The following is an 18,070-nucleotide window of genomic DNA, read 5'->3' as shown; positions in this document are numbered from 1 at the left end:
GTTTAACTCTTTTTATTTAGTCGATGTTCGATTGCGTCCATTAACATACCGGTGATTGAAAGATCAGGGTTGGCCGCTTCAATTTCACGAACGCAAGTTGGGCTGGTGACGTTAATTTCAGTTAACTTATCACCAATGATATCAAGTCCTACAAACAGCAAGCCCTTTTCTTTTAAAATTGGGGCGATGCTTTTAGCAATGTGCCAATCGCTTTCACTTAATGCTCTCACTTCTCCATGCCCGCCAGCAGCGAGGTTACCACGCGTTTCGCCTTTTTGTGGGATTCGTGCTAAACAATAAGGTACTGGTTCGCCATCAACGACTAAAACACGTTTATCACCGTCTTTAATTGCAGGAATGAAGTTTTGTGCCATGCAATAACGCGTATTATGTTCAGTTAATGTTTCAATGATTACTGAAACATTAGGATCGTCTTGTTTGATTCTAAAAATCGACGATCCTCCCATACCATCTAACGGCTTTAAAATAATGTCATGGTATTTTTGAAAAAACGCTTTAATTTGTTTTGTTTGGCGTGTAACTAGCGTTTGTGGTGTAAATTGTGCAAACCAAGCAGTAAACAGCTTTTCGTTACAATCGCGCAGGCTTTGTGGTTTATTAACTACTAACACACCTTTATCTTCGGCGCGTTCTAAAATATAAGTAGCATAAATAAATTCAGTATCAAAAGGCGGATCTTTACGCATTAAAATCGTATCAAGGTCACTGAGTGGAATGGTTTGTTCTTGCCCGAGCTCGAACCAATGATCTTTATCGTTATAAACCGTCAAAGAACGAGTTGTGGCATAAGCTTCGCCATTGTCTAGAAAAAGGTCGTTCATTTCAATATAAAAAAGCGCATAACCGCGTTTTTGTGCTTCAAGCAACATGGCAAAACTCGTGTCTTTTTTTATATTGATATGACTAATTGGGTCCATAACAATACCAAGTTTAATCATGGTAACTCCTTATTGATTCTTTGGGTTTTAGCGAACAATGATTGATAACGCGTATTATCCTATACTTGTCTACTGGGTTAGTTTGAATATGCGATAATTAGTGCTTTAAATCACTATTAAAAGTGTGCTTGCAACTATCATACTCGTTACAGCTTAAGATGCAAAGCAAACATTAGCAATGTCGAGTTAATTTTCTCTATCGCAATAGAGAATAGAGTAAGCAATACGACTTTATATTATCCTAAATCACCAAAATGTACTTGCAAAGCGGTTAGGGCAGTGAGTGCTGCTGTTTCGGTACGTAACACGCGTGGGCCAAGCAAAATATCAGTGAATTGATAATCATGTGTCATGTTAATTTCGCTATCTGACAAACCACCCTCTGGGCCAATTAATAGACTAATATCCTGCTTATCACTAGGTAATTGCTTAACGCCATGCTTGGCTTTAGGATGTAAATTTAAGCGTAACTGCGTTGTTAAACTGGCGCACCAAGTTTCAAGTTTTGTTACAGGGTGGATGACGGGCACAACATTACGACCACATTGTTCACAAGCTGAAATCACGATCTTTTGCCATTGTTGGACTTTTTTATCTAACCTTTCGGCATCCAATTTAACCCCACAGCGTTCAGAAAGTAGGGGCGTAATACTACTAACGCCTAACTCTACTGATTTTTGAATCGTAAATTCCATTTTTTCACCACGAGATATCACTTGCCCCAAATGAATCTCTAATGGTGATTCGCGATTGTCTAAAATAGACGAAGATGTTTTGACGGTTACCGATTTTTTATTAACATCGCAGATAACCGCTGGAGTAATTTGATTTGTTCCGTCAAATAGGGTGATTTCTTCGCCCACTTTCATGCGTAACACACGAATAAGGTGGTTAAATGCATTATCATCTAGGGTAATAAGGCTATTTTGAACAATCGTAAAAGGTTGAAAAATTCGCGTCATAATTGCTAGTATCTTAAAATATATTGCAATAAATTATAGCGTAATTTATCAAGATTCGGTAATCTCTATTTAAATAAACTAGGCTTTTGGAATCTAGCATGAATACATACAGCAAAGATAGAGTACTAATTGAAGGATTAACCGTTTTAACCACCATAGGTGTTTATGCGTGGGAAAAGACCATCAAACAAAAACTGATACTCGATCTAGAAATGGCATGGGACAATAAACCCGCTGGTGAAAGCGACAAAGTATCATTTTGTTTGGATTATTTCTTAGTTAGCCAAGCGATCACCCAATTTATTGAATCAAATAAATTTGAATTGATAGAATCGGTGGCAGAGCAGGTTGCCAAATTAATCATACAAAAATTCGCGGTGCAATGGTTAAAAGTCAAAGTATCTAAACCTAGTGCAATTGCTAATGCTAATAATGTTGCGGTAGTGATTGAACGTGCGGCACATTAAAACAACTGACTAGTTAAAAAGACGATAACCATGACAAAACTTAAACAAGATTTAACGACTAAAAAAATGCGTCAAACAGCTAAAGGCTTTCGGTATAATGGATCGTTTAAAATTAAAATAGGCGAATTTATACGTTGGCGTTTAACGCGTAGAGTATTACCTCCTAAAGCAGGTTATTACGCTTTTAATCAATCATGGTTTGAACCAATAGATCTTAACTTGTCTGATGACAGAGTTTGGTGGATTGGTCACTCGACAACCTTAATTCGTTTAAGTGGTAAAATGATATTGACTGATCCAATCTTTTTTAAACGAGCTTCGCCATCACAATGGATTGGTCCCAAACGCCGAACGCCGCCAGCTTTAAGCATCAAGCAATTACCACAAATTGATTTTATTGTCATTTCACACAACCATTATGATCACCTTAATTATCATAGCATTCACCAATTACTTGCACGTTTCCCTAATATTGTGGTGATGGTTCCTTTAGGGTTAAAAAAAACCTTACTAAAATGGGGCGCTAAGCATGTTATTGAATTAGATTGGTGGGATTGTGTGACGGTTGATGGACTTCGCTTTTCGGCCACTCCTGCTATACACTGGAGCAATCGTAGCTTGTTTGATGTAAATAAATCCTTGTGGTGTGGTTGGGTGATTCAATCTAATATTGATGATCAAAACCAATCAAAAACGGTCTATTTTATGGGCGATACCTGTTATTCTTCTGAGCTAAAAGAGATTGCTAAACACTTTCCATCAATTGATTTAGCATTAATTCCTATCGGCGCTTATGCACCACGTTGGTATATGCAATCACAACATATTGATCCACAACAAGCCGTACAGTTATATGACGAGCTCAATTGTCATTGTGCAATAGCCATCCATTGGGGAGCATTTGAGCTAGCCGATGAATCATTAGATGCTCCCCCGCAATTGTTAAACGCTCACAAAGCCGAACGTTGTTTTAACCTCATAAAAATAGGCGGCAGCCAAGCTATTAATCATATTGATTCTAGAGTAAAATAACCCAAATAAAAACAAACGTAATACGGTTAATTATATGTTTGCAAAAAGGAGGACGAAATGAAATCTACCATTATTGGTTTATCTTGTTTAGTGTTTAGTTTGACATTAGTTGGTTGTGGTGGCAAAAACGACAAAGGCAAAACCTATCACTGGTCAAAAGCTCACGGAGTTTTAGAAGATTGTCGTGGTTTAATGAATAAATCACAACAATGTGAGACTAATTCGAATAACCAACAATATCTATTCAAAATAGACAGATACTAATATGAGTGCTTGGCTTATTTATGCGCTACTTTCTGCTATAACAGCAGCAAGTGTTGCTATTTTGGGAAAAATAGGCCTACAACATCTTGATGCAAACACCGCAACCGCTATTCGTGCTATTGTTATGGCCATTTTTTTAGTCGGCGTTGTGGTTATACAAGGAAAGCTCAACCTTATCAATACCTTTTTTAACGACAAAAAAGCCTTACTCATTATTGCGCTTAGTGGTATTGCTGGTGCACTATCTTGGCTGTTTTACTTTATGGCAATTAAAGAAGGCAAAGTGTCACAAGTTGCGCCAATTGATAAATTAAGTGTTGTTTTTGCGGTTGTGTTTTCCGTAATTCTATTTGGCGAAAAGATCTCATTGTTAGCGGGGATTGGTGTTGCCATGATTGCAGCTGGCGCGATATTAGTTGCACTATTTTGATAGTTAATAGTGCATTAATCTAAACATAAGCTACTTTAGTAGTGCATTAAACAGCTCAACAGTAACTAGTTCACCTTTAGCAACATTGCCCCGCTCTTGTTCAAGCACAATAAAACAGTTTGCTTGGTTAAATGACTGCGTAATATGAGAACCTTGCTGCCCAGTTGTGCTCACTTCTAATTCACCCTGAGCATTGATTTGTAACACACCACGTTGGAAGTCCAACCTACCAACGCTTTTTTTAAGATTTGTTGCTGTTTTAACTTTAAAGCTCAACTCCATGGACAAATCTTCAAGCCCTGAAAGCGCTAAAATCAACGGTTGCACTAATTGGTAAAATGTTACCAAAGCCGAAACTGGATTACCCGGCAAGCCACAAAATAATGCATTGCCAATTTTACCGAAAGCAAACGGTTTGCCTGGTTTTATTGCTATTTTCCAAAAGTTAATTGTGCCCAACTCTTCTAAAGCCGCTTTGGTATAATCGGCATCACCGACCGAAACGCCTCCACTGGTTATCACCAAATCAGCCTGACTTGATGCTGTCATTAACGCTTGTTTAATTTGGATGGGATCATCAGCAATAATACCCAGATCAACCACCTCGCAGTTAAGCTTGCTCAATAATAATTTTAACGTAAAACGATTGCTATCATAAATAGCACCATTGCCCGATAATGGTTCACCAATGGGGGTTAATTCGTTACCGGTTGATAAAATAGCTACTTTCAACTTTTTAAACACAACAAGCTCACCAATGCCTAATGTTGCCAATGTTGATAGTGTCGGTATTGTTAATTTCGTTCCTTTGTTGACAGTGATTGCATCTTGTTTAACATCTTCACCCATACGACGGATATTATCGCCGGCTTTCACCTCTCTTAAAAAAGTGATACCCAAATCTGATTTTTCGGTCTGCTCTTGCATAACAACCGCATCAGCATCATTTGGCACTGGAGCACCTGTCATAATGCGCAAACAGGTGCCTTTTGGCCAATGAAGATTGCTTATATCGTCACCAGCAAAAATCGCGCCCGCTTGTGGTAACAACGTTGATTGCTTAAGATCAGCTAACCGAACAGCATAACCATCCATTGCCGAATTATCGAATCCAGGCACATTAATAGGCGAAACCACATTTTCAGCGGTGATCCGATCTAGCGCATCAAATAACCCAACCTTTTCGCTAGTTAGTGATTTTAGGGTGGATACGCTTTGCAGTATTTGTTGTTTGGCTTGTTGAAAAGTGAGTAACATAAAAGTTAAATATCCTTATGTTTATCAATCCACTACAGATTCGTAAATTTGATAAGATTTATAGGTAACCCATATAACAACGCCGCCAAAAGGCGACGTAAAATTATCAACTACACATTAAATAAGAAATTCATAATATCGCCATCTTGCACGACATAATCTTTACCTTCAGCCCGCATTTTGCCCGCCTCTTTAGCGCCTTGCTCACCGCCATATTTAATAAAATCATCAAAAGCGATGGTTTGCGCACGGATAAAGCCCTTTTCGAAGTCAGTATGAATTTTGCCTGCTGCTTGTGGCGCCGTATCGCCAATCGAAATTGTCCATGCACGAACTTCTTTAACGCCAGCAGTAAAATAAGTTTGCAGATTAAGCAAACTATATCCAGCACGAATCACACGGTTTAAACCAGGCTCGGTTAAGCCTAAATCTTGCATAAACTCGTCACGATCAGCATCGTCAAGCTCGGCAAGTTCTGCTTCAATCGCCGCACAAACAGGCACCACAACAGCCTTTTCTTGTTCTGCTATTGCTTTGACTTTATCTAAATAAGGATTATTTTCAAAACCGTCTTCATTGACATTTGCAATGTACATGGTTGGTTTTAATGTCAAAAAGCTAAGGTATTTAATGGCTTCAAGTTCTTCTTTGCTAAAATCTAATAAGAGTAGCTTCTTGCCTTGCTCAAGATGAGGTAAACACTTTTCAAGGATTTCTAGTTCAAATTTAGCGTCTTTATCGCCACCTTTAGCGCGTTTTTGTTGGCGAGTTATTGCCCTTTCACACGCTTCAAGATCGGCTAATGCTAGCTCGGTATTGATAATTTCGATATCTTCAGCAGGATCGATTTTACCCGCAACGTGGATGATGTTCTCGTTTTCAAAACAACGCACAACATGTCCAATTGCTTCGGTTTCACGAATATTGGCTAAAAATTGATTACCAAGGCCTTCACCTTTCGACGCGCCTTTAACTAAACCAGCAATATCAACAAATTCCATGGTTGTTGGCAAAGTGCGTTGTGGTTTAACAATTTTAGCCAGCTCATCTAAACGTGGATCGGGCATTGGCACAACGCCAGTATTTGGCTCGATAGTACAAAACGGAAAGTTAGCTGCCTCAATGCCTGCTTTAGTTAGTGCGTTAAAAAGCGTTGATTTACCTACATTCGGTAATCCGACAATCCCACATTTAAATCCCATACTGTTTGTTACCTTTTATCATAAAATGTTATAAAAATTGCGGGGGATTATATCAAATAACGCACTTTGTACCAATGATCTTATTGCTGATTTTACTTTGTTTAGTAATTCAATCGTAACGTTTTACTATTAGCTTGGTAAAATTATTCTTCTAACATCAATCCAATTTGATAAAGCTGATTCTTCTTTAGCCCATGAATTTCGGCCGTGATCGCAGCGGCTTTTTTAAGGGGTAACTCTTTTTGCAATAACTTAAGGGTATTAATGGCTTTTTGATCAACATCATTCTCTGTTTTTGCATGACCTTCAACAATCAAAACAAATTCGCCTTTTTGCCGATTGGCATCCTCGTTTAGCCATGCAATAAGCTGATTTACGGTAAAGCTAACGATGGTTTCCCATGTTTTGGTGAGTTCTTTAGCCAACACAATACGCTTATCGGCGCCAAAAACGGCTTGCATATCTTGTAACGTATCTAACAATCGGTGTGTTGATTCATAAAAAATCATGGTACGCGGCTCATCAATTAATTGGCTCAAACTATCTTGCCGAGCTTTACTTTTTGCCGGCAAAAAGCCTTCATAACTAAATTTATCAGAAGGCAATCCAGCAACAGACAATGCCGCAATAGCAGCACAAGCACCGGGAATAGGGACGACCTGAATATCACTATCACGGCAAGCCTTAACCAAATGATACCCTGGATCATTAATTAATGGCGTACCAGCATCTGAAATCAAGGCAATAGACAAGCCGGATTTTAATTTCTCAATCAGAAGGTGAGACTTTTCTTGCTCATTATGATCATGCAAAGCAAACAGCTTCGCCTTAATACCAAGATGCTGTAAAAGTAGACCGCTATGGCGAGTATCTTCAGCCGCAATAAGATCAACGCTTTTAAGTGTATTGATTGCTCTAAGCGTAATATCATCTAAGTTTCCGATTGGTGTTGCAACGATATATAAAGTCATTATTTTAATTCACATTAAATTTTTATAGAAATACGGTAAAGATACTGTACGAAAGCCTATTTTATTGTATATACTCATTACTTTCAAAATAAATCCAACAAAGCAAACGAAATAGCGAACATCCCGAGTGTAAAAATAACTAACTAATAGCAACTTACCTGCATATGGCTTTCGCTTATAGATTGATTAATAAAGGATTTTAAAAAGAATTAAGTCACATTAATAAAAACAGATAAATAATGGTGTGATAATCAAATTAATATGCATGCTCACGGTTATCAATCACTAAAATAGACTAATTAACGTTGATGAGAAAAGAGAATGGGCTAAAAATATCGGTTAGAATAGGCAAATGATTGATGAATTTGTTGATTTAACCGATAAGTAATCAATATAATAATTTTTTTGATAATAACTTATTTGATAATAGCTTTTTGCTGTAAAAACGCTAAAATGTGCAAATAGAACGCTATTGAACGCAAATTAGATAAAAATAAAATTCACGAATGAAAGGTGTTGCTTTGAAAAAAATACTGACATTAAGTTGCTTAAGTTTGCTGATTGCTGCTTGTACACAAACCGAGCAGGCCGAAATTGAAGACATTTCTGGCGCAGGTGGACCATCAACGTCCTCTGTCTATACTAAACCACCAGCTAACATCTCAACAGGAGGAAGAATATCTTCTACTCCTACTACTTACAATCCACCTTCATCAACACAGACGGCGGTAACAAACACACAGACAGCCCATACTACTAATAATGCCAGCAACAACAACCACCATGGCACAGTAATTAGTAACGAGCGCATTGTTTATAACCGTAATTATGAAGATATTCCCAAAGGGGGATATAAAGGCGACACCTACACAGTTAAACGTGGTGATACCTTATTTTACATTGCGTGGGTAACAGGTAATGATTACCGCTCATTAGCGGCTAAAAACAACATCAAAGAACCTTTTGCTGTTAATGTTGGACAAGTGTTAGACGTCAGTGGGGGAACGGTTGTTGTAACCCAAAAAACCACAACAAATCACACAACATCAAACAAGGCCAATAAAGATGACTCAAGCATCGCGGCAAGTCAGGCAAGAACCAAACCAACAATAACCAAAACAACAACGACTTCGGTTACCACCACGGATCAAAATCAACAACCAACTACGACCGAAACAACCGAAACCGTTACTGAACCATTAGATTCAGCTAGCAGTATACCAACTACAACTCCTCCAAAATCGAATGTTGCTAACATTGCATGGCAATGGCCATCAAAAGGTAAAATTATTGAAAAATTCTCAAGTGCAAGCAAAGGTATTGATATATCGGGTTCACTTGGCGACAAAGTGATGGCAGCGGCAGATGGACGAGTTGTGTATTCTGGCAATGCGTTGCCGGGGTATGGCAATTTAATTATCATCAAACATAACGATGATTACTTAACGGCTTATGCGCACAACCAATCTATATTAGTTAAAGAACAACAAACCGTGCGTGCAGGTGAACAAATTGCCACAATGGGGGCTACAGGTACCTCGTCGGTTAGATTACACTTTGAAATTCGATACAAAGCGCAATCAGTTGACCCGTTAAAATACTTACCAAAATAACAAGCGTTTTGCGTTAATTGGTTAGCGCAAAACCAATGGATATGCTCAGCAACAGCTAAGTCTATCCATAAAAGAACAGGATATACTAAAAATTAAATCTACGTAATAAAGGAGTTATACTCATGGCTGTAAAAAAATTAGTGCTTATTCGACATGGAGAAAGTGTTTGGAACCAAGAAAACCGTTTTTGTGGTTGGACTGATGTTGATTTATCTGACAAAGGTAACAAAGAAGCGGCTGAAGCAGGTAAATTGCTAAAAAAAGAAGGTTTCACATTTGATTATGCCTACACATCAGTATTAAAGCGCGCTATTCACACATTATGGCACGTTTTAGACGAAGTTGATCAAGCATGGTTACCGGTTGAAAAAAGTTGGAAATTAAATGAACGTCACTATGGTGCATTACAAGGTTTAAACAAAGCTGAAACAGCAGCAAAATATGGTGATGACCAAGTAAAATTATGGCGTCGTGGCTTTGCAATCACGCCTCCAGCACTTGAAAAATCAGACGAACGCTTCCCAGGTCACGATTCACGTTACAGCAAATTACCTGAATCAGAACTACCATTAACCGAAAGTTTAGCATTAACTATCAAACGCGTATTACCTTACTGGGAATCAACTATTGCCCCACGTGTAGCTAAAGGTGAACGTGTTATTATTGCCGCTCACGGTAACTCACTACGTGCATTAGTAAAACACCTAGATAATATCAGCGATGACGACATCATTGAACTTAACATCCCAACAGGTGTGCCATTAGTGTACGAATTTGATGACAACATGAAAGTTATCAAACACTATTACCTAGGCAACGCAGACGAAATCGCGGCAAAACAAGCAGCGGTTGCAAACCAAGGTAAAGCAAAATAATTATTCCTTAAACAAAAAGGTAGGTTATTTAACTTACCTTTTTTATTATCTGCATAATGGCTTTTTATTCATTCATTTTTATTGACTGACTTATTTTAATTTTGAGAGCGTTATTTTGTCTAAGATCTACTATATATATGGCGTAATGAATGCCGGCAAATCTACCGAATTACTTCAAATTGACCACAACTACCTAAGTAACAACATGCAAACGTTGCTGCTTAAATCATCGGTTGACACGCGTGACTCCGCAGTTGAAATCGTCTCTCGCTTAGGGTTACGCAAAAAAGCGTTACAGCTTGATGACACAACGGTTGATAGCATCATAGAGCACATCAAACAAAGCAACTACGCCTGCATACTCATTGACGAAAGCCAATTCCTGTCACGCAACACCATCTGGAAACTATCAGATGTCTGTGACGAACAAGGCGTACCCATCATGTTTTTTGGCATCAAAACCGATTATATGGGACATTTATTTGAAGGTTCAAAAACACTACTCGAAATTGCCGACAACTTTAGAGAGCTCAAAACTGTATGTTGGTGTGGAAAAAAAGCCACCATGATCTTATTAGAAGGTGAAGACGGACAAATTGTAAAATTTGGTAACTCCATCCATCTTGGCGACAGCGAATACCACTCAGTATGCCGAAAACATTGGAAAGCCGGTCAAATAAGACCTAAAAGCTGATCTTTCTATATATTTCACACTTATTCCTACATATAGACTACATTTATCAGTGAGCCTATAGGATAGTGAAAAAGTGTGAATAAACTCAACCCAATAAACAACCAGCTCCCCCCCTAATTTATATATTATTAATGCAATAACCATGTTCGTAACTATCTGCTACTTGATTCACTATCAATAGATAGGTATAGTCAATCCTTTGATAGCAAGCTTTAGTATCGCTTATTTTTTTAAAGTATCATTTGATTGGTTAACTACTTAAAATAGTGATTAACAATTTTTATTGCAATTTGATATTAATAAAGGAACCAACATGACACAACAGCGGATAGTGATTGGCATTAGTGGCGCAACCGGGTTTGCGTACGGAATAAAAGCCCTAACGCTTTTAAAACCACTCAACATCCAAACACACTTAGTGATCTCAAAAGCGGCACACATCACGCGTGCTCACGAAGCGCCCGATCTAAGTTTAGCTCAAATCGCATCACTGGCCGACAAGGTCTACCCCGTTAACAACATTGGCGCCGCCATTGCAAGTGGTTCATTTAAAACTATGGGCATGCTAATTGCCCCTTGCTCAATGCGCACGCTTGCCGCCATAGCACAAGGCCTATCTGATAATTTACTGACTCGCGCTGCCGATGTTGTATTAAAAGAACGCCGTCGCTTAGTGCTAATGGTCCGCGAATCGCCTTTTAACCTAGCACACCTAAAAAACATGGAAGCAGTCACCCTCATGGGAGGCGTTATTTGTCCACCTGTGCCTGCGCTATATCAACATATTAACAACATTGATGACATCATCACCCACAGTGTTGCCAGAGCGCTCGACTTATTTGGAATTGATATTCCAACACTACCACGTTGGGGTGAAGACCTGCACCTAAATAACAAACCCGAATAACTCGCACAAGCCCAAACTATGCAAGCCGATCCTAAGATTACCAAATTTATCAAAAAGAACCATGTATTAACGCTCAGCGTCATCTTACCCGACAACACTCCATGGGCATGCAACACCTTCTATGTATTTGATGAACAGCTAATGCACCTATATCTTCTTTCCGAACTAAAAACCCAACACGCCAAAGCCATGATAATACACCCTCAGGTGGCAGGAACAATTAGCGTCACTCCCAAAACTATCGCACAAATCCAAGGCATCCAATTCCAAGCTAAAGCAACCCAATTACAAAATGAACAAGCCGAACAAGCCTATAGGCAATATTATCGAGCGTTTCCTTTTGCAAGAGTCATCAAAGCGCCGATTTGGGCATTAGAACTGCAAAGCATAAAAATGACCAACAACTTGTTAGGATTTGCCAAAAAAACGCATTGGGTAAAACAACAAAACAGATAAAATAAAAAGATCCCACGTTCCCCCTGAAAAGATTTGGGGGTGTTTTTTGTTAAAAAACAACGCAATTACTACCCAAAAATCGGTCAGAAAAGGTATTGATTTTATTAAAGTTTTTATTTAATGTTTTTTATTCAAAAAAACCTCACCAAATCATTCCCCAAAACACACCAACAAAAGCTTAACCGCCCACAATTAACAAAACTTTACAAATTTTTAACAAAAAAGCTAGCGCATTATTAATCAAGCGGTTATAATTTAATCGCTTTTAAAGCAAGGGAAAGCTCGTCAGTCGAGCGGACAATTATAAAAAGTGTAAATAAAACAAAAAATTACTTGACAGGATAAGCAAAATGCGTTACCATTTATGGCATCTGGCATCTGGCATCTGGCCTGCCAAACCTACGCCCTAAAACTTTTTAATTTTCACCGTAGTCGAAATCAGACTCAATTCTTATTTTCATCACCGAGGTCATTTCGCGTAGCGAAATGGACGCCGTCATCGCGGTTTTTTCAGGCGATGTTTTCGTCGGGTCCTTCGACAACATTCTCGGAAACCTCTTTGGTCAGGTCATCGGCCACCTCTTCGGCAAAATTATCGTCGATATCCAAGTGGTTGTTAAAACCGCCATTAGTATTCAAACCGCCATTATGGTTTAGACTTTCATTGTTATCTAAATCGGCACTGTTCTTTGCGCCATTGTTGTTATTGTCCTATACGCAGGGGGTACAGGCGTTAACGGCACATACATCAAGGGTCATAGAGGGAAGTGCGCCGTATTTAACGTTTGATGGGGGACAGACAAAGGCAGCTAATACGGATACCTTTTTGGCAATAGAGTTGCCAGATGGTAGAACTATCACGCCTTCAACTAACACATCGAGTCCCACAAATCCGATAAGATTACCCAATGGTAATTTTACTTTTAATGATATACACACAGTGGTACCGGCATCGGCCCCATGGACAGGTGAAAGGTATTCAGTAGATATAAATGATTTGGTTAGCCAAGGGAGGTGGGGAGATGATGATGGAGATGGACAGGGTACAAATGGTGTTACTGCTACAGGGAGTATATCGGTAGAGTTTGGAAATACACTCAGCTATATGAGATTTGTTCGTACACTTAGATTATCTAGCTGTAATCTTCCTTATAGGATAAAGTTAACTAGTAGTGGGGGGAGTTTAACTACTCGATATGGTTTGCCAAAAAGTAGTACTTTTAGTGGAGGCAGTGCGACGTATTATATCAAGCCGTCACAACCTGAAGTTTGTTCGGTCAGGCCGAATTTGTCGTATGGTGATAGAGATGACATGCACAGAGGTCCAGGTGGCATATGGTCTTTTGATGAGGGTTTTTTAACTCAGTCAATAAATCCATCCTCTTACGGCCAAAATTTTCCGACAACGGGTGCTGATGGGTTGTATTTTGATTTGGACATAGGTGGTGGGGTCGATGCAAGTCAGTTGACGTGGTCTCCTGTTTCTCGTGGTGGAATAACGGCAACGGTGAGTTGGACAAGGCCGCGTTCTGGTACATTCACAGACCCTGCAGGAAGAACTGTCCAAGCCGATAAATGGATTGAAAATAAATCCCGTTATGTAACACGGGTAACGTTGCATGGTCCAGAGGCAAGAAGCCAGTGGAGCAATTCTAATCCAAGTCAAATTACCAAGCCATCTTTGCCACAGACATTTGAGTTGGTCGGTAGGGATGGTCGAGGTAATGAGGTTCGGTATGGATTTGTGTTAAAGCAGTGGTTCGTCAGTCGGGGTGGTAAAAAGGATACTCAGTCCAACCAATCCACTTGGTGTAGTCGTTTGGGTTATCGATTGCCACGGATTGAGGAATTAACCAGTTCGCGTACTATTGGTAATGTTAGTGGTAATGGTTACCAGCGTAACATAGGTAAAGGTCTTTTCACGGAGTGGGGCTTCATGAACTTCTACGCTGATGCGGGCTTCGCCTACTACTCCTACTGGACGAGCGAAGCAGCAAATAGCGATAAGTTCTTCTCTGTCACCTCGAGCGACGGCTACATCGGCAGGGACAGTGCTAGCGACCGCTTCTGTGCTGTTTGCACCGCACATTAGTTTTTAGCGTTTAGTCCTTAATCCTTGGGCCGCGGGGGGGTTATGGTGCCTGAGAGGACAATCTAACAAAGAATAACGCCCCCGCGTCAGTTGGGGCGTTTTCCCTTAGGGTTGCGCTGTTGCGGTTTAAATTTGTGGTCTATTTATAGTACGGCAAGGTTTCGGACGTTTTGACCTTTGGTGAATAAAATAGCCACAGTGACCACGTCCGAGCAAAGGGAATTAAAGCGAATTCCCTTTGCAATCCCACGCTTTGGCTGCAGAATGTGGCCTTCGGCTACCCTCCGCCGTCGCTCGGTCTTAACGCACCGTTTGTGGACGCGCTCCAAGCGCACCACAAACTCGCCAAACATCCCTGTTTGGCGTGCTAACCTCGCTCTGTTGTCGGCACATTCTGACGCCGGAATAAGACAGACAAAATAGCCATCGTTTTTGGGATGGGTTATTGTGTTTTTATAAGGCGGGTTTTGCTAAAAAACACCAAATAAAAACTTTAATAAAATCAATACCTTTTCTGGCCGATTTTTGGCGGAAAATCAAGCCTTTTTGTTTTGGTGAATAGAATAAATTGTGCAGTGGTTTCGGACGTTTTGACCTTTGGTGAATAAAATAGCCACAGTGACCACGTCCGAGCAAAGGGAATTAAAGCGAATTCCCTTTGCAATCCCACGCTTTGGCTACAGAATGTGGCCTGCGGCTCCCCCGACGCCGCCGCTCGGTCTTGACGCACCGGCTATTATCCGTTCCAGACGGAGAATAGCCTCGCCAAACATCCTTGTTTGGCGTGCTAACCTCACTCTGTTGTCGGCACATTCTGACGCCGAAATAGGACAAATAACATAATTTTAGGTGTTTTGGGTGAGTTGTTTTTATGTTAAAAATCCATGCAATTACATCTAAAAAGTGGTCAGGAAAGGTATTGATTTTATTGAAGTTTTTGTTTTTCTGTTTTTAAGCTAAATCAATCACTTACACAACCTAAGCAAATCGCCGACATACAACAAATCAACAAAACCACGAATAGCGCCCCAATAACAGCAAGTTAACCGCTCCAAACCTTTTTTTTAACGACAATTTAAAATTAAATAAAATCAATAAATTATAAAACACCTCAAAAAAAGGGTTTTCAAAACCAAAATTGTTGTTTATCTTTATACAGCAAGATTTATCAAATCTTGAGCTCTACCTTAACGCCGTGTAGGCGGTTTAGAAAAAGATTGACAACGTCGGCAATATGATACGTGACCTTAACGCCGTGTAGGCGGTTTAGAAAAAGACAGTAATCTTTCCAAGTATATTATTGTTCCTTAACGCCGTGTAGGCGGTTTAGAAATTCACCGATATTGTTATACTCAACGATGATATCCTTAACGCCGTGTAGGCGTTTAATTCAAATAAAATCAAACGTATAATTATAAAACATAATATCTTCCCAAAAAATGGTTATGCTATTTGTCCTATTCCGGCGTCAGAATGTGCCGACAACAGAGCGAGGTTAGCACGCCAAACAAGGATGTTTGGCGAGTTTGTGGTGCGCCGGGAGCGCGTCCACAAACGGTGCGTCAAGACCGAGCGACGGCGGAGGGTAGCCGCAGGCCACATTCTGCAGCCAAAGCGCGGGATTGCTAAGGGAATTCGCTTTAATTCCCTTAGCTCGGACGTAGTCACGATAGCTATTTTGTCCACCCAAGGTCAAAACGTCCGAAACCACTGCACTCAATTTATTCTATTCACCAAAACAAAAAAGGCCTGATTTTCCGTCCAAAAATCGGTCAGAAAAGGTATTGATTTTATTAAAGTTTTTATTTAGTGGTTTTTAGCCAAAAACCACCACCAAAACCATTCCCCAAAGCACGTCAATGTAAACTGGCTTAGGTCTTAACAAAACTTTATAAAATTTTAACAAAAAAACTAGCGCATTATTATTCAAGCGACTATAATTTAACCGCTTTTAAAGCAAAATAATGCTAATAAGTTGAGCAGTTAATTATAAAAATTCAAATAAAACAAAAAATTACTTGACAGGATAATCGAAATGCGCTATCATCTTTGGCATATGGCATATGGCATATGGCCTGCCAAACCTATGCCCTAAATTTTTTTCATTTTCACCGTAGCCAAAAACCGGCTCTATTCTCTTTTTTATTGCCTAGTCTAGCAAAATTGTCCGATTTATCGGCAAGATTATTGTCGAGGATGAAGTACTTATCCAAGTCGCTGTTAGCTTTTGCGCCATTACTCTTACTGCCGTACTCGGTGAGTTCGCTGGCATTGTCAGTCCAGTCCCAGCAGGTCATTCAAGGCTCCGCACCATATTTAAGCATTGATGGTGTAACTAAAGTTGTTAGCATGAAAGACTTATTGGGCATAAGGCTGCCAAATATCAGCTATATTCCTCAGGGGGCAAATAGTGCACTTTATCCTAATGCAACAATAGATCAATCGAACGTAAATGCACCGATCGAGATGGCAAATATAACGGATACATTTGCCGATATACAAACAATAGTACCATTGGTAAATTACCCTGAACTTCAATTAAATGATTTAGTTGTTTCACCTTATAATTATGGTCATGACGATGACGGCGATGATAATATAAATGCAACAGGACAGTTAACCATAAAATGGCAAGATAAAAATGGTACAGATATTACAGGAGAGGTTAAAGCCAATCCGAATAAACGGTTTAATCTTTGTGATGGGCCTTATAAACTTACCTTAACAGCAACTGCAGGCACTTTATCAACACAGTATGGTGTTCCCAATAGTAGCAGCTTTACGGGTAATGACCACAGTTACTATATTAATGGCAATATGAATAGGCCAGTTGCTTGCTATGCGCAACCAAATTTAGCTTACGATGACCATGCTTTTGGTACTACCATTTGGGATATGGATGGTCCAAATTGGGTTTCGTTAAAAGGGTTTAAAGTCACAAATAATAGTAATATAGCAGAGAACTTCCCGACGACGGGATCAGATAGGTTATATTTCTATTTATTATTGGGAGGGATCTCCCCTGAACAAGTTATAGCTGCAAATGGTACAACGGTGAGTGCGGTTAGCGGTAGTGGTGTATCATTATCGTTAAGCAAAGAGAATACACAACATTGGGCTATTGACCTAGAGAGGATATGTAGAACTTGTATTCGAGGTGGTAACCTTTATCCTGGTGGCGATGAAGCATTGAAGATTGTATTAAAAGGTCCTTCGATAAATTCAAGTAATAAGGCTTTTTCTCCTTCGTTATTTAAGCTTTATTCTGATGTAAATCATACAAAATTACTGTATAGCTTTAAGATAGAACGTTGGTATATCTCTCAACCAGGATCGACAGTAAGATATGGGTATGCAGATGCTCAAAACTTTTGTCGTAATTTAGGAAATGGTTATCGAATTCCCGATATAAATGATTATACCAATGGGAATGGAGCAGGCTGGACTGAAGGTTTATCGGGAAGAAGTATTAATAACTGTCAACGAAAAGTCAGTTATAAAAATATTAGCGGTAAATGGGTTGGGGGATTATTTAACGAGTGGGGGTTTACTGCCAATACTATGAATAATTTCTATGAAGGTAGTGACTGGAATCTCAGTATTGGTAACAATTGGGCTAATGATACAGGTTATTGGGCTAATTCATATAATGGCAGTCTATATAGTGTTTATTCAGCCGATGGAGGTATTGACCTGCAGAGTACAGCTAATAGTCGCTTTATGGCTTGTGTTACCCCTTAAGTCTATACGTGCTTTTCTTGTCAAAAGCGATATTTTCTTACACAATGATGAAAATGCACCTATTTGTAGACCTTAATCTTAAACCTAGACCGAGTTTGCGCTTTTGCTGTTTAACAGTAAAAGCGCTTTTTTCTCAAAATAAGTTAAA

The 18,070-nt window shown here is 39.4% G+C and carries 16 protein-coding genes; 11 read left to right on the top strand and 5 right to left on the bottom strand.

Annotated elements, in window-relative coordinates:
- Positions 1–2: 2 nt before the first annotated feature.
- On the bottom strand, positions 3–959 hold the full coding sequence (gene gshB / locus ACYIAJ_RS02395) for a glutathione synthase (protein ID WP_483558752.1): 957 nt from the start codon (positions 957–959) through the stop codon (positions 3–5).
- 236 nt (positions 960–1,195) lie between these two features.
- Positions 1,196–1,921, bottom strand: a complete 726-nt coding sequence (gene rsmE / locus ACYIAJ_RS02390; protein WP_483558750.1) for a 16S rRNA (uracil(1498)-N(3))-methyltransferase — start codon at positions 1,919–1,921, stop codon at positions 1,196–1,198.
- A gap of 98 nt (positions 1,922–2,019) precedes the next feature.
- Here rsmE and folB point away from each other — a divergent pair, with 98 nt between their 5' ends.
- From folB to ACYIAJ_RS02370, 4 genes are read left to right on the top strand one after another with little or no spacing between them, the layout of a single operon-like run.
- Positions 2,020–2,388: a dihydroneopterin aldolase gene (gene folB / locus ACYIAJ_RS02385; RefSeq protein WP_483558748.1), complete on the top strand. Its 369-nt coding sequence runs from the start codon at positions 2,020–2,022 to the stop codon at positions 2,386–2,388.
- Between the two features lie 30 nt (positions 2,389–2,418).
- On the top strand, positions 2,419–3,420 hold the full coding sequence (locus ACYIAJ_RS02380; RefSeq protein ID WP_483564289.1) for an MBL fold metallo-hydrolase: 1,002 nt from the start codon (positions 2,419–2,421) through the stop codon (positions 3,418–3,420).
- 57 nt (positions 3,421–3,477) lie between these two features.
- Positions 3,478–3,684 (top strand): hypothetical protein, encoded by a 207-nt coding sequence (locus ACYIAJ_RS02375; RefSeq protein ID WP_483564288.1) that lies wholly within the window; start codon positions 3,478–3,480, stop codon positions 3,682–3,684.
- A 1-nt stretch (position 3,685) separates the two neighbouring features.
- Positions 3,686–4,114 carry an EamA family transporter gene (locus tag ACYIAJ_RS02370; RefSeq protein WP_091350892.1) on the top strand — a complete coding sequence of 143 codons (429 nt, stop codon included), beginning with the start codon at positions 3,686–3,688 and terminating at the stop codon, positions 4,112–4,114.
- Between the two features lie 30 nt (positions 4,115–4,144).
- Here the strand turns inward: ACYIAJ_RS02370 and moeA are convergent, their stop codons facing one another.
- The 3 genes from moeA to rsmI all read right to left on the bottom strand — a co-directional run bounded on the left by moeA (position 4,145) and on the right by rsmI (position 7,544).
- Positions 4,145–5,371, bottom strand: coding sequence for a molybdopterin molybdotransferase MoeA (moeA, locus tag ACYIAJ_RS02365; protein ID WP_483564287.1), 1,227 nt, complete (start codon positions 5,369–5,371; stop codon positions 4,145–4,147).
- Between the two features lie 110 nt (positions 5,372–5,481).
- The gene (gene ychF / locus ACYIAJ_RS02360; protein ID WP_483558740.1) at positions 5,482–6,573 is read right to left on the bottom strand and encodes a redox-regulated ATPase YchF; all 1,092 of its coding nucleotides are present in this window, start codon (positions 6,571–6,573) and stop codon (positions 5,482–5,484) included.
- A 143-nt stretch (positions 6,574–6,716) separates the two neighbouring features.
- The gene (rsmI, locus tag ACYIAJ_RS02355) at positions 6,717–7,544 is read right to left on the bottom strand and encodes a 16S rRNA (cytidine(1402)-2'-O)-methyltransferase (protein WP_483564286.1); all 828 of its coding nucleotides are present in this window, start codon (positions 7,542–7,544) and stop codon (positions 6,717–6,719) included.
- Positions 7,545–8,050: 506 nt separating this feature from the next.
- Here rsmI and nlpD point away from each other — a divergent pair.
- The 7 genes from nlpD to ACYIAJ_RS02320 all read left to right on the top strand — a co-directional run bounded on the left by nlpD (position 8,051) and on the right by ACYIAJ_RS02320 (position 17,922).
- A complete protein-coding gene (gene nlpD, locus ACYIAJ_RS02350) occupies positions 8,051–9,157 on the top strand; it encodes a murein hydrolase activator NlpD (protein ID WP_483564285.1) in 1,107 nt (368 codons plus the stop codon).
- Between the two features lie 122 nt (positions 9,158–9,279).
- Positions 9,280–10,032: a 2,3-diphosphoglycerate-dependent phosphoglycerate mutase gene (gene gpmA / locus ACYIAJ_RS02345; protein WP_065637836.1), complete on the top strand. Its 753-nt coding sequence runs from the start codon at positions 9,280–9,282 to the stop codon at positions 10,030–10,032.
- Positions 10,033–10,147: 115 nt separating this feature from the next.
- Positions 10,148–10,726, top strand: a complete 579-nt coding sequence (locus ACYIAJ_RS02340; RefSeq protein ID WP_141683378.1) for a thymidine kinase — start codon at positions 10,148–10,150, stop codon at positions 10,724–10,726.
- 313 nt (positions 10,727–11,039) lie between these two features.
- The gene (locus ACYIAJ_RS02335; RefSeq protein ID WP_483564284.1) at positions 11,040–11,633 is read left to right on the top strand and encodes a UbiX family flavin prenyltransferase; all 594 of its coding nucleotides are present in this window, start codon (positions 11,040–11,042) and stop codon (positions 11,631–11,633) included.
- Between the two features lie 18 nt (positions 11,634–11,651).
- Positions 11,652–12,089, top strand: a complete 438-nt coding sequence (locus tag ACYIAJ_RS02330) for a hypothetical protein (protein ID WP_483564283.1) — start codon at positions 11,652–11,654, stop codon at positions 12,087–12,089.
- A gap of 364 nt (positions 12,090–12,453) precedes the next feature.
- Positions 12,454–14,181: a hypothetical protein gene (locus ACYIAJ_RS02325; RefSeq protein WP_483564282.1), complete on the top strand. Its 1,728-nt coding sequence runs from the start codon at positions 12,454–12,456 to the stop codon at positions 14,179–14,181.
- 2,049 nt (positions 14,182–16,230) lie between these two features.
- A complete protein-coding gene (locus tag ACYIAJ_RS02320; protein WP_483564281.1) occupies positions 16,231–17,922 on the top strand; it encodes a hypothetical protein in 1,692 nt (563 codons plus the stop codon).
- Positions 17,923–18,070: the final 148 nt, after the last annotated feature.

Source organism: Gilliamella sp. X-46 (genome assembly GCF_057063525.1).
The sequence above is the reverse complement of the archived record's forward strand: the minus strand, read 5'-3'. Positions and strand labels throughout refer to the sequence as shown.